This is a genomic window from Paenibacillus woosongensis, assembly GCF_009725165.1.
Classification (GTDB): domain Bacteria; phylum Bacillota; class Bacilli; order Paenibacillales; family Paenibacillaceae; genus Fontibacillus; species Fontibacillus woosongensis.
In genome coordinates, this window is sequence record NZ_WNZW01000002.1 from 151,190 (window position 1) to 164,118 (window position 12,929).

Genomic DNA, 12,929 nt, shown 5'->3' on the forward strand with positions numbered 1-12,929 from the left:
GCTTCATGTGGCAAGTCTCTGCATTAAGAACCCCAAATTACTCATCCCTGCATTTATCCAAGAATTATCGCTTTCGCCTATTGAGATTAACATTTTTAATTTTTGGACGCTGTATTCACTTCTTAAGTAAAAAACCAATCTTAAGGCGCTAGCTCGCCTTAAGATTGGTTGAAGTCGTCTTATCCTTCAATATACCCGCATCCTGCAGCATCCATTCGATGAAGCAGCCGTAGCCCGAACGCGGGTCATTAACAAACACATGAGTTACCGCCCCGATTAATTTACCGTTCTGTATGATTGGGCTGCCGCTCATTCCCTGCACAATGCCTCCGGTCTTCTCCACCAGCTTTGGATCAGTGATGCGAATGACTAGACCCTTAGTCTGTGGTGTGCTCTGACGCGACACATGGGCGATTTCTACCTTAAACCGCTCCACCTGCTGGCCTTCCACGACTGTCAATATTTCCGCCGGCCCCTCCTTTACATCTTCGGAGAATGCTACCGGTATCGGCTTCTTATACACGCTGTGATCCGGATTTTCCGACATCTTGCCGAATATGCCGAAATGCGTATTTCGCTCGATCGTTCCCAGCGTTTTTCCTTCTTTGACGAAATGTGCCCGCTTCTCGCCGGGTTCGCCGCTTTCACTCTTGGAAATAGACGTCACGCTGGACTGGAGAATTTGTCCGCTTCCTACAACAATTGGCGTTTGTGTATTCATATCGGTAATAACATGTCCGAGCGCCCCATAAACGCCTTCGTTTGGAGCATAAAAGGTTAACGTTCCCACGCCAGCAGCCGAATCACGGATGTACAGCCCCAATCTCCAAGCCTTGTCCTGCTTATCGAAGGCAGGAGTTAATGTGGTCGTAAACTCTTTATTGTTTCGTTTGTACACGACTTTTAGAGGCTTCTTATTGTTGCCTGCTTGCTCGACTAAAGAAGCGACCTCGTGCACGTCTTTCAGGCGTGTACCGTTCAGATGGGTAATCAAATCTCCCGGTTGAATGCCTGATGCCTCTCCGGGTGAAATTTTAGCCTTGTCTGTATTTACCAAATGGTGGCCTACTACCAGAATGCCGTCGGATTTCACTTTAACGCCGATCGTTTGCCCCCCTGGAATAACCTTTAAATCAGGGATGACATTCACTTTCACTGGCTTTAGAGGAATTTGTCCAAAAAGCTTCATGCGGAGCTTGGCTTCGCCGCTGTTCAGCGAGGATAGCTTTAGCGGCGAGCCGAGGGATACCCTCATGGAGGAGTTAGGTTGGTCGTTCAACATCACAACATCGGGTCGATCAACGCTAACCTCTGCCAGTACGGGTATGGCCAGATCGATTTGTGCGCCCTGGCCTTGAAACATGCGCAGTTCATCCGGCAGCATCGGCGAATGACCTTCGACGGCTGACGTGCCAAGGAAACAAAAGAAGAAGGCAAGTAAAAGACCGAGAAATCTACTCCTGAGGTTCGGGTTCAATGGCTGTCACGCTCCCTTAGCTTCTTTCGCTTGACGAAAAGGTGGTCGCCAATTGCGTACCTATAAGATACCCCGGGTGTGGTCTTTTATTACTGTCAATCATTGTTCCGCTCGTCAAATCACACCCTTCTGTGCCCGAGCCAGTTTAAGCATTTCCTTGGCATGGTGGCGTGTACTGTCCGTAATCTCCACGCCTCCAAGCATTCGAGCCAGCTCATTGACCCGTCCGTTCTCATCCAAATGCTCCACTTTTGTCATTGTTCGTCCGTCCGCCACAATCTTCTCGATCAGATATTGCTGATCCGCCATACAAGCAACCTGCGGCAAATGGGTAATTGAGAATACCTGGCATGTCGCGGATAACCGGTACAGCTTCTCAGCGATGGACTGTGCAGCCCGGCCGCTTACCCCCGTATCCACCTCATCAAAGATTAATACGGGAACCTCGTCATGGCGGGCAAAAATACTTTTCAGCGCCAGCATGATCCGCGACAATTCCCCGCCAGAGGCAATTTTGCTCAAAGAACGAAGCGGCTCTCCAGGATTCGGAGAAATTAGGAATTCGGCGCTGTCCATGCCGTGTTTGCTGAGTTTCACCAAATGGCCTTCCCATTCAACCCCGCTTGGGTCCAATGTCCGCTCCAGCTTGACTTCAATGGAAGTGCGCGCCATCTGCAGATCCTTCAGCTCGTTTTCAATTTGCTGCGCCAGCAGATCCGCCTTTTCCCGGCGTACAGCGCTAAGCTTATCCGCTTCCTTCAACGCCGCAAGGAGCAGCTTCTCCCGTTCAGCAGACAGCTTCTCCAGCCGCTCGTCCTTATTCTCCAGCATATCTGTATCGCGGGATATCTGCTCATAATATTGAAGAATTCCTTTGATATCGTCGCCGTATTTACGGCGCAGAGTGGAAATCAAGTCGAGACGCTCCTCAACCTCCTCCAGCCGTTCAGGATTAAACTCGATCTTGTCCCGGTAATCACGCAGGGCAAAGGATACATCCTCCAGCAAGTAATACGCTGACTGCAGCTGCTCCAGTAAAGGCGCAATCCCTTTCTGGTCATACCCTGCAACATCCTCTAACCGGGATACTGCCTTTGCTATCGCTTCCAGCCCCTGCGGGCCGTATAGCAGATCGTAAGCCCCTGACACCGAGTCCATCATTTTCTCGCTATGGGATAGCTTTACCTTTTCCTCGGCAAGTAATTCATCCTCTCCTGCCTGAAGTCCCGCCGCTGCAATCTCCTCCAGCTGGAAGCGGTATAAATCAAGCATTTGCAGTGCCTGCTGGCTCGTGCTCTGTAATTCTCTCCATTCTTTGTCCACCCGCTGAAACGCCGAGTAAGCTTCCCGATACTTTGCTTTTACGGCGGCAATATCCTCAGAACCAAACGCATCCAGCAGCATCAAATGCCGCTCAGGACGAAGCAGTGTCTGGTGTTCATGCTGGCCGTGCAAATTGATCAAGCTCTCGCCTACTTGTCGGAGCATTGACAAGTTAACCAATTGGCCGTTGATCCGGGCGTAACTCTTGCCTTGGGCGCTAATCTCGCGACGGACAATCAGCGCCTCACCTGAATCCGCGCTAATTCCCAGCTCGCCAAGTATAGCCCAAACCGGATGATGCTCCTTCAGCTCGAAAGCAGCCTCCATCTCCGCTTTGTCGCTACCGTAACGGATTAATTCCGCCGAGCCCCTTCCGCCGGATATCAGTCCCAGCGCATCAATGATAATCGATTTCCCTGCCCCGGTCTCACCGGTCAATACATGAAAACCCCGGTCAAACGTGACATCAACCGCCTCGACAACGGCTAAATTCCGAATGGATAAATGAACGAGCACGTAAAGGCACTCCTTTCGCCAAATGTAAACAATGCAGCAAATATCCCACAACTGAAAGTGGATTATGAAATAAACGCCATAATTTGATCGATGACGTAATGGCTATAATCTTCGTTACGGCAGATTAACAGAATCGTATCATCGCCGCAAATCGTTCCAAGCAAATCGGGCCATTCCATGTTGTCGAGCAGAACCGCTACCGAATTGGCTGTTCCCGGCAAGCATTTCATAACGACCAAATTTCCCGTATGGTCAATATGCACAAAGCTGTCTACGAGCGCCCGCTGCAGCTTCTGCACAGGATTGTAGCGCTGTGCAGTAGGCATCGAGTATTTGTATTTGCCATCGTCGGTAGGTACCTTGATCAGCATCAGTTCTTTGATATCCCGAGACACAGTAGCCTGCGTGACTTGAAATCCTGCTTGGCGCAGTGCATCTACCAGCTCATCTTGTGTTTCGATTTCGTGGGCGCTAATAATTTCCCTGATCTTAATATGCCGTTGACCCTTCATCTTGTCCTCCATATATCTTTGATATGCGACGCTTCTTCGGCGTCGTCCGAATCTGTGCTTAAGGTGATTTCTTTGATTTGTCCCTGTTCGGTATCGATATAGAGCACGCCTGCACAGTCAGGATACAGAAGCAGGTAAGGAAGTATTTCGCGGCGAAGTCCAGCGCCTGTCCATTCAATCAGCTGGCGTTCTCTCGATCTCCTTACCAAGTAGTATTCTCCATGCTTCTTCACAACATAATCGATATATAACCGGCTGTGCAGCACCTGGGCTTCCACCCGGAATGCGAGCGGAACCTTCAGCTTGTCACTAACGATCTTATAGCCTGCCGACTCCAGCAAATCAACGGCCGGATGCTCCTGAATGTCCTCGTTAAACTCAAAGCCGACACCAGAGCCCAGCGTAAAAGGTTTGCGCAGCCACATCCTGAATCCACGATACAGCAGCAATAAGGCAATACCCGCTATGACTACCATGAGAAAACCATCGGTATAATCGCTCATCGAAATCACCTCAGATGATTAATTCGACGCGATTGAATAACCTCCTGTTTTCATGTGGATATTGTTAAGCATTAGTACATAATTATTCGTATATTGTCATTATAAGCGAACACCCGTTCTGTATGCAACTTTTTAATGAATATATGCATAAAAAGTGACTATCGGGAGCTGTAACTTCACCCTGGCACAGATATTATCCATTTGATAGCTCAAAAAAAGCCCATCAATAAGATGGACTTTTGGTCGTAAACGTATCCTTTGCTTCCTGCACGACATGTTGTGAGGTGTCGCGAATATGCTGCAATACATCGGAAGATTCTGCTTCCGCAAGCAGATCCCTCTCCTCAGGGGGCATCAGCCTTAAATGGGCCAAAAATTCAATATTGCCTTCCCCGCCCGTTATCGGGGAGAAAGTCAGTCCCTGCAAGACATATCCCAGCTCGGTCGCAAAGCTGAGCACCGTCTCCAGCACCTCCTGGTGGACCTTTGCATCGCGTACGACGCCAGACTTGCCGACCTTCTCCCGTCCGGCTTCGAATTGCGGCTTGATCAAAGCAACGATATCCGCAGGCCGCTCAAGCAGCGCGACAAGCGGGGGAAGAATAATCCGCAATGAAATAAAAGAGACGTCAATGCTTGCGAAATCAGGACTTGGTCCGTCCAAATCCTCTGGCGTCATATATCTGAAATTGGTCCGCTCCTTGACGTTGACGCGTTCATCGTTCCGCAGCGACCAATCCAGCTGGTTATAGCCAACATCAATCGCATATACGTAACTGGCGCCGTGTTGAAGGGCGCAATCCGTAAATCCGCCGGTCGACGAGCCGATATCGAGCATAACCCGCCCGTTCATATCGATTTGAAACAGTTTCAAGGCCTTCTCCAGCTTCAATCCCCCGCGGCTTACATACGGATGGATTGCTCCCTTGACCGTCAGCTTCGTATCTCTCGGTATTTTGGTGCCAGCCTTCTCGATCCGTTCCTGATTCCCGAATACGAGCCCTGCCATGATCGCCGTTTTGGCTTTTTCTCTGCTGTCGAAATATCCCTGCTCGACCAACAAGACATCTATGCGTTCTTTGGACACAGACATAACATTCTCCTGACTCTGTCTTGTTAAGATGGTTTTACTTTCTTGCCGAAGCTGAACTGATGTTCTGCCCGGTACTGCTGAATTTGCTCCACGACAGCCTCAGCGGTCAGTCCAACCTCCTGCAGCTGCTCCTTGATGCTGCCATGCTCAATGAACCGGTCCGGAATGCCCATGAGAGACACGTCGATGCCAGTGATTCCCTGTTCAGCATAGAATTCGAGCACCGCGCTTCCCAAGCTTCCAGCCTGACAAGCCTCCTCAAGCACGATCAGCTTCGTTCCGGCACCCGCCAGATTCAGCAGCATGCTGTTATCGAGCGGCTTCAGGAAGCGGGCATTGACCACACCGACACTTACGCCTTCCCGCTTCAGCGTCTCGGCTGCTTCCTCGGCAACCTGTACCATAGGACCAGCGGCGACGATCGCAACTTGATCGCCTTCCCGGAGCTTCTCCCAGCTGCCGATCGGTATGGACTTAAGTTCTTCATCCAGCGGAACCCCCGGAACGTTCACCCGAGGATAACGATACGCGATCGGACCATCGTTATATTCAAGCGCCGTCTTCATCATGTGGCGCAGTTCGTTTTCATCCTTCGGCATCATCAGCACGATATTGGGAATGTGGCGCATAAATGCGATATCATATACGCCTTGATGCGTCTCACCGTCCGCGCCGACAAATCCGGCCCGGTCAATGGCGAACATCACGTTTGCGTTATGGCGGCAAATATCATGGACGATCTGATCGTACGCCCGCTGCATGAAAGTGGAATATACGGCAAACACCGGCTTCATTCCTTCCATGGCCAGCGCCGCGCACATCGTAGCCGCATGCTGCTCGGCAATTCCGACATCGATCATCCGGTCCGGGAAACGCTCGCCAAATTTCACCAGCCCGGAGCCGCCCGGCATCGCCGGCGTCACCGCCACGATACGCTCATCCTGCTCCGCCAGCTCGATTAGCGTCCTGCCAAATACCTCGGTATACATCGGATTGCCGACGGCCTTGAGCACTTGGCCGGATTCGATCTTATAAGGCGTAATTCCGTGCCATTTATGGGAATCCTCTTCAGCGGGAGTATACCCCTTGCCTTTCGTGGTCAATACATGAACCAGCACCGGTCCGTTCACGTTATTAGCCTGGGTGAACGCCTCAATCAATCCCGCGAGGTCATGTCCATCAACCGGCCCGAGATACGTAAATCCGAGTTCTTCGAACAGAACGCCGGATACCATTGCGTATTTCAGGCTATCCTTCAGCCGCTCGACCGTTTTGGCCAGCTTGCCGCCAATCGCCGGGATTTTCTTCAGCAATTGCTCCACTTCGTCTTTAGCGCGCAAATAATTTTTATCAGATCTGATTTTCGTCAAATAATTATGCATCGCCCCGACATTAGGTGCAATCGACATCTCATTATCATTCAGAATAACCATTAAATCCTTCTGTTCATGGCCGATATGATTCAAGGCCTCAAAAGCCATGCCGCCCGTCAAGGCGCCATCGCCGATAATAGCGACAACCTTATTGTCCTCGCCCTTTAAATCCCTGGCCAAGGCCATCCCCATAGCTGCCGAGAGCGATGTGCTGCTGTGACCAGCTTCCCATACGTCATGCTCGCTTTCGCAGCGTTTGACAAATCCGCACAATCCATTATGCTTGCGCAGCGTATCAAACCGGTCCATGCGGCCGGTCAGGATTTTATGGACATACGCTTGATGACCGACGTCAAAAATAAATTTGTCCCTAGGACTGTTATAGCAGTAATGCAGCGCGATAGTCAGCTCCACTACACCCAAATTGGACGCAAGATGTCCTCCTGTCACTGACAGATTCTCGATAAGAAACTGGCGGATCTCGGCGGCTAACGGCGTCAATTGTTCGATTGGAAGTTGTTTCAAATCGTTGGGCTCATGAATTTGAGAGAGCAGCAAAGCGAATTCCCCGCTTCCTTCATTGGATTTCTCATGTTGCTAATTATAATGACACTAATTATAACATATGAATAACTTTTGTCGAAGTTATCCAAGCATACTGTCCTCTTGCATCTCTTTCCTTAACGATCCCGGTGCATCAAATAATCGGCGATCCCCAACAGACGTCCAGGGCTTGGAATGAGTCCATTTGAAACCGCTTCCCTCGCTTGCTTGGTCAGACGGTCCACTTCAGCCCGCGACTCCTCAAGACCGATAAAATAAGGATAGGTTACCTTCTGCTGTTTGAGATCGCTCTGTGTTTTCTTGCCGAGCTTGCTCTCGTCCCCGACTAGATCAAGAATATCGTCCTGGATTTGAAATGCGAGCCCGATCGCCCGGCCAAAAGTCTCTAGAGCTTTCAGTTGCTCGGCCGAAGCGGATGCGATGCGTCCTCCGGCCTTCAAACAGAAGACGATCAAATCCCCGGTCTTATGCTCATGTATGTAGCGAAGCTGGTCGAGATCGGTCAGCCCCTGCTCCCCTTCCATATCAGCAGCCTGTCCCCCGACCATGCCGGATGGCCCCGCATAACGGGCCAAATCCTCCACGATGGCCAGCGCGGCCTCGGCGGGAACGCCATGATGTTTACTCGCCTGTACAACGCTGTAGAAGGCATGGGTCAATAAGGCATCACCCGCCAAAATCGCCATGGCTTCGCCAAACACCTTGTGATTTGTCGGCTTGCCGCGGCGAAAATCATCATCGTCCATCGCCGGGAGATCATCATGAATCAGCGAGTACGTATGCACCATTTCTACGGCGCAGGCGACGGGCAGAGCCGCATCGCGGCTCCCGTGAAGCGCCTCTGCCGCAGCGATGACCAGCAGCGGGCGAAGTCGCTTGCCGCCGGCCATCAGGGAATAGCTCATGGCTTCCTTCAGATTGTCCGGAAAACTCCATTCAGACGGAACCGCCTGCTGCAAGTGAGAGGTCACAAGCGCAGAAATTTCCTCGATATAAGGAGAAATCTCCTGCTTATCCAACTGAATCACCGCTCTCCTCAGTCAATGGATCGAAGGGTTTCTTTACGACTTGTCCGTCGGCTTCCATGATCATTTCAATTTTCCGTTCAACCTGTGATAATTTACTGCCGCATAATTGCGATAATTGCATGCCTTTCTGAAACAGATCGATCGCCTTCTCCAGTGGCACGTCGCCATGCTCCAGCTGGGACACGATATCCTCCAGCTCGTTCATCGCTTCCTCGAAGCTGTAGTCCTGCTCTTTAAGCTCCTTCAGATTCTGCTTCTCAGTCTCCAAGATCGTCACCTTCTCCCCTCATGCCCCAAACCTGGCAGTCCAGCTCGCCGTCGGTGAGCTTAACCTTGACCAGGTCTCCAGGCTCTACATCTTTCAGCGACTTGACTAAACGCCGCCCTTTCTCGTCGTATACAAGACTGTATCCTCGAGCCATGACCTTCAGCGGGCTTAGAGCGTCGAGCTGCCTAATCCCGTAAGCGAGCGTCTGGCTTTTCTCCTTCAAAATCCCGTTCATCGCCGAGCGCAGCAGCCGGCTAGCTTCCTCATGACGCCGCTTCGTCAGCGCCAGCGTATCCTGCGGATGGTAGCGCAGCAGCCGCTGATGCAGCCGCGCCTGCGCCGCGCCCGTCAGCTCCGCCTGCGCCCGCATGCGCCGCACGAGCCGCGCCTGCAGCATGTCCAGCCGCTCCGCATGCTGGAGCAGGCTGCGCCGCGGCTGCCGCAGCGCCGGCGATGCCGCCAGCCGCCGCAAGCGCTCCTGCGCCTGGCGGAGCTGGTGCTGCAAGCCCTGCTGCAGCACCCTCTCGCGCTGGCGCAGCTGCTCGCGCAGCTCGGCGGCGTGCGGCACGGCGAGCTCGGCGGCAGCGGTGGGCGTGGCGGCGCGCAGGTCGGCGACGAAATCGGCGATCGTAAAATCCGTCTCATGGCCTACGGCCGAGATGACGGGAATCGCCGATTCGTAGATGCTGCGCGCGACCGCCTCTTCGTTGAACGCCCACAGCTCCTCCAGCGAGCCGCCGCCCCGGCCGACGATCAGTACGTCGGCCTCGCCAAGCGCATTCATCGTCCGGATTGCCTTGACGATGGACGGCGCCGCACCCTTGCCCTGCACAAGCACTGGGTGCAGGACGATCTTGGCCTGCGGATACCGCCGCTCCAGCGTCGTCAGAATGTCCCGCACGGCAGCTCCGGTCGGGGACGTGACGACGCCGATCACACGCGGAAACGCAGGCAATGGCCGCTTCCGCTGCGGCGCGAACAGCCCTTCGGCCTCCAGCTTCTGCTTCAGCTGCTCGAAGGCCAGATACAGGCTGCCGATGCCGTCGGGCTGCATTTGCGTCGCATAGAACTGGTACTGCCCGTCCCGCTCGTACACGGACACATTGCCCCGGGCAATGACGCGGGTTCCTTCACGCGGAATAAAGGGCAGCCGCTGATTATGTGAAGCAAACATGATGCTTTTGATCCGGCTGTCCTTATCCTTCAGCGTAAAATACATATGTCCGCTGGAATGATGCGTAAAGTTCGATATTTCTCCGCGGATCCACACTTCAGACAACAGCGTGTCCGACTCCATCTTCATGCGGATATAGCGATTCAATTCTTTGATCGTATATATTTTTTGTTCCATGGGGCCTTACACTCCCCCCTTTATGGCTAACAAATTAGGCAAGGCCTTGAAGCCGCTTGGCTGCAATCAGCGTATTTTGCATCAGCATCGTAATTGTCATCGGGCCCACGCCGCCTGGTACAGGCGTAATCGGTCCGGATATTTCCTTCACGCTTTCGAAGTCCACGTCTCCAGCCAATTTGCCGTTGTCCAGACGGTTCATTCCAACGTCAATCACAACAGCGCCAGGCTTCACGTACGAAGCATCCACAAAGTTGGCCCGGCCGATCGCCACAACGAGAATATCAGCCTGCTTCGTCAGCTCCTTCATGTTCGCCGTACGCGAGTGGCACATCGTCACCGTAGCGTTCTCCCGCTGCAGCAGCAGAGATACCGGCTTGCCGACGATATTGCTGCGGCCGATAACAACGGCATGCTTCCCGGACATCTCAATGCCGGTGCGCTTGATCAGTTCGATCACACCCGCAGGGGTGCAGGGCAGCAGGCTATCATCGCCGATGACCAGATTGCCGACATTGACCGGATGGAAGCCGTCTACGTCCTTCTCTACCGCAATCGCGTCGATCACAGCCTTCTCCTCAATATGCCCCGGCAGCGGAAGCTGCACAAGAATACCGTGAATGTCGCTTTGCCTGTTCAGCTTGTCTACAAGTGCGAGCAGCTCCTCTTGGGTTGTGGAAGCAGACAGGCGATGAACCTCAGAGTAGAATCCAAGGTCATGGCATGCTTTCTCCTTATTGCGCACATATACTTGCGAAGCCGGGTCCTCGCCTACAAGAACGACGGCCAGACCAGGCTTGAACCCTTGGCTTGCCAGGCTTTCGACTTCTTTACGGATATTCCCTCTAATTTCCTCAGAAACCTGTTTTCCGTTAATGATTGGTGCTGTCATAGACTTCTCCCCTTATCCATATAAATTATTTATTGTTGATTTTTCAATTTCTCCAGATCATGAATCATCTTGCCGAGCACACCGTTAACGAACTTTCCAGACTCCTCCACGCCAAAATGCTTGGCCAGCTCGATCGCTTCGTTTACGGCTACTTTGCCCGGTACGTCGTCGCGGAATACCATTTCATAAACCGCTAGTCTCAATACCTGCCTGTCCACCTTGGACAAGCGGCTAACCTGCCAGTTCTTCAAATAATCGGCCAGCATCTCGTCGATGGCCGATTTGCGCTCCCAAGTACCGGTTACGAGCTCCAGCACGAAGGCCTTCGTCTGATCAACGTCGGACAATTCGACCATGCTCTCGTTCTCACCGGCCGCTTCCGCTATGAGCATCGATACGGCCTCCTCGGCCCCGACCTCGTTCATTTCCATTTGGTACATGCTTTGTATCGCAATTTCCCGTGCTAGTCTGCGTTTCATGTGCTTCCTCCTTAACCTCCATAAGAACAACGTTTATGCTTCCTACTACTTCATGATGAACCAAAATGCCGGTATTCTATTACACCGATTTCAAACAAAAAAAACCCGTGACATGCTCTCTCCACAAAAATGGGCAAGATAAAAACGCAGCTCTTTTTCCGGAAGACAGCATATCACAGGAATCATTTAAAAGGGCGCCAGCGCGCGTTCAACCAGTCCAACAGCTCCTTCCACGGAATGAGCGGGCCTTGGTCAATATCCTTATACTTGCCGATCGTATAACCGACATATAGGAGAAGCGCACAAAATAACATGTTCCAAAATCCGAAAAACAGATAAATGGGAATTAGAAATATCGCAGCTGCCGTTCCCAGCAGGCGTCCCTTGTAATCCTCCCATATTTGCTTCCAATTCATTGGGATCTTCACCCCTATTCAACCCGGCTTTTAATCACAGGAGATTGTACAAGGTTAGCAATATACACCGATACATATGAAACGGGAATACCCGTAATTTCCTCTACATGATCATGCACCTGCTTCTGCACTTCACTCGTGAGCTCCGGAATGGAAGTCTCGCCATCCACCAATGCGCGGACGATAATTTCCAGACCCGAGTCCGTGATGCGAATCCGCGTCTTCACGTCGCGAATGCCGCGTACCCGGGACGCCGCTTTGTAGGATAAATTCTCGATGGTCTCAACCGAGATCTGAATATCCCCGTACTCTGTCCTCTGGTCGATGGAAGGAAGCGAACCGCGGTCGCGCTTGATCGAAATATAGAAAAAGCGAATGCTGAGCAGAAACAGAAGAGCAGCCACGCTGATCACGGCGATAATCCATGATCTGCTGTCATATTGCTTCAGCTCGACGGGCACAGCGTTTGTCACCAGGAGGATGGCGATGACAGATATTATTCCGATGCTTAGGCTGTAAATAAACAGCAGCAGTCTGTCCAAAATTTTGGGCACGACGGATAGAGCCTCCTTAAATTATAGTAAACCCCTGACGGTGGTCGTCGGGGGTTCTTAGCTTAATCTTTATTTCACCCTATGGCTCAGTTCCGCCTCTTCACTTTTCTCAGCCGCCTTAAAAATGACGTCGTGAATATGTACGTTAACTTCAACCACAGTCAATCCGGTCATCGTTTCGATCGAACGCTTCACGTTGCGTTGAATCTCCGTAGCAACCTCCGGCAAGCGATTGCCGTATTCGACGATAACGGATACATCAACAGCCGCCTCACGCTGGCCGACCTCAACCTTCACGCCTTTGGACAGATTCTTTCTGCCAAGCAGCTCGACAATGCCGCCTGCGAATCCGCCGCTCATGCCGGCAACGCCTTTCACTTCAACCGTAGCCAGCCCGGCGATCACTTCGATAACCTCGGGTGCAATTTGAATTTCTCCAATATCTGTACGTTCAAATTCCGTAGGCAATGTACTCATTACTATCATCCACCTCTCAATAAGTTTGACGAAACCTCATGACAAAGAGGCTGGCCACTTATTATAAATACTATATCATTTCAGGATCATTATGACAAACGGA

The 12,929-nt window shown here is 52.0% G+C and carries 14 protein-coding genes; all 14 read right to left on the reverse strand.

Annotation, left to right across the window (positions count from 1 at the left end; translation table 11 throughout):
- Positions 1-148: 148 nt before the first annotated feature.
- Positions 149-1,477, reverse strand: coding sequence for a SpoIVB peptidase (spoIVB, locus tag GNP95_RS07195; RefSeq protein WP_155610190.1), 1,329 nt, complete (start codon positions 1,475-1,477; stop codon positions 149-151).
- A 114-nt stretch (positions 1,478-1,591) separates the two neighbouring features.
- On the reverse strand, positions 1,592-3,316 hold the full coding sequence (recN, locus tag GNP95_RS07200; RefSeq protein WP_330163301.1) for a DNA repair protein RecN: 1,725 nt from the start codon (positions 3,314-3,316) through the stop codon (positions 1,592-1,594).
- Positions 3,317-3,378: 62 nt separating this feature from the next.
- Entirely contained in the window at positions 3,379-3,828 is a 450-nt protein-coding gene (ahrC, locus tag GNP95_RS07205) for a transcriptional regulator AhrC/ArgR (protein ID WP_155610192.1), read from the reverse strand.
- Positions 3,825-4,331: a hypothetical protein gene (locus GNP95_RS07210; RefSeq protein WP_155610193.1), complete on the reverse strand. Its 507-nt coding sequence runs from the start codon at positions 4,329-4,331 to the stop codon at positions 3,825-3,827. The genes ahrC and GNP95_RS07210 overlap by 4 nt, the downstream gene beginning before the upstream one ends.
- A 223-nt stretch (positions 4,332-4,554) precedes the next feature.
- A complete protein-coding gene (locus tag GNP95_RS07215; protein ID WP_155610194.1) occupies positions 4,555-5,424 on the reverse strand; it encodes a TlyA family RNA methyltransferase in 870 nt (289 codons plus the stop codon).
- A gap of 23 nt (positions 5,425-5,447) precedes the next feature.
- The gene (dxs, locus tag GNP95_RS07220) at positions 5,448-7,355 is read right to left on the reverse strand and encodes a 1-deoxy-D-xylulose-5-phosphate synthase (protein WP_155610195.1); all 1,908 of its coding nucleotides are present in this window, start codon (positions 7,353-7,355) and stop codon (positions 5,448-5,450) included.
- A 122-nt stretch (positions 7,356-7,477) separates the two neighbouring features.
- Complete coding sequence (locus GNP95_RS07225) at positions 7,478-8,401, reverse strand: polyprenyl synthetase family protein (protein ID WP_413773737.1); 924 nt, start codon at positions 8,399-8,401, stop codon at positions 7,478-7,480.
- Positions 8,373-8,657 (reverse strand): exodeoxyribonuclease VII small subunit, encoded by a 285-nt coding sequence (gene xseB, locus GNP95_RS07230; RefSeq protein WP_269058957.1) that lies wholly within the window; start codon positions 8,655-8,657, stop codon positions 8,373-8,375. The genes GNP95_RS07225 and xseB overlap by 29 nt, the downstream gene beginning before the upstream one ends.
- Positions 8,647-10,008 (reverse strand): exodeoxyribonuclease VII large subunit, encoded by a 1,362-nt coding sequence (gene xseA, locus GNP95_RS07235; protein WP_155610197.1) that lies wholly within the window; start codon positions 10,006-10,008, stop codon positions 8,647-8,649. The genes xseB and xseA overlap by 11 nt, the downstream gene beginning before the upstream one ends.
- A 34-nt stretch (positions 10,009-10,042) precedes the next feature.
- On the reverse strand, positions 10,043-10,900 hold the full coding sequence (gene folD / locus GNP95_RS07240; RefSeq protein ID WP_155610198.1) for a bifunctional methylenetetrahydrofolate dehydrogenase/methenyltetrahydrofolate cyclohydrolase FolD: 858 nt from the start codon (positions 10,898-10,900) through the stop codon (positions 10,043-10,045).
- A gap of 29 nt (positions 10,901-10,929) precedes the next feature.
- Positions 10,930-11,379, reverse strand: coding sequence for a transcription antitermination factor NusB (gene nusB, locus GNP95_RS07245; protein ID WP_155610199.1), 450 nt, complete (start codon positions 11,377-11,379; stop codon positions 10,930-10,932).
- Positions 11,380-11,561: 182 nt separating this feature from the next.
- Positions 11,562-11,795: a DUF2273 domain-containing protein gene (locus GNP95_RS07250; protein WP_155610200.1), complete on the reverse strand. Its 234-nt coding sequence runs from the start codon at positions 11,793-11,795 to the stop codon at positions 11,562-11,564.
- 14 nt (positions 11,796-11,809) lie between these two features.
- The gene (gene amaP, locus GNP95_RS07255) at positions 11,810-12,349 is read right to left on the reverse strand and encodes an alkaline shock response membrane anchor protein AmaP (RefSeq protein ID WP_330163302.1); all 540 of its coding nucleotides are present in this window, start codon (positions 12,347-12,349) and stop codon (positions 11,810-11,812) included.
- A 69-nt stretch (positions 12,350-12,418) separates the two neighbouring features.
- Positions 12,419-12,826, reverse strand: coding sequence for an Asp23/Gls24 family envelope stress response protein (locus GNP95_RS07260; protein ID WP_155610201.1), 408 nt, complete (start codon positions 12,824-12,826; stop codon positions 12,419-12,421).
- Positions 12,827-12,929 lie beyond the last annotated feature (103 nt).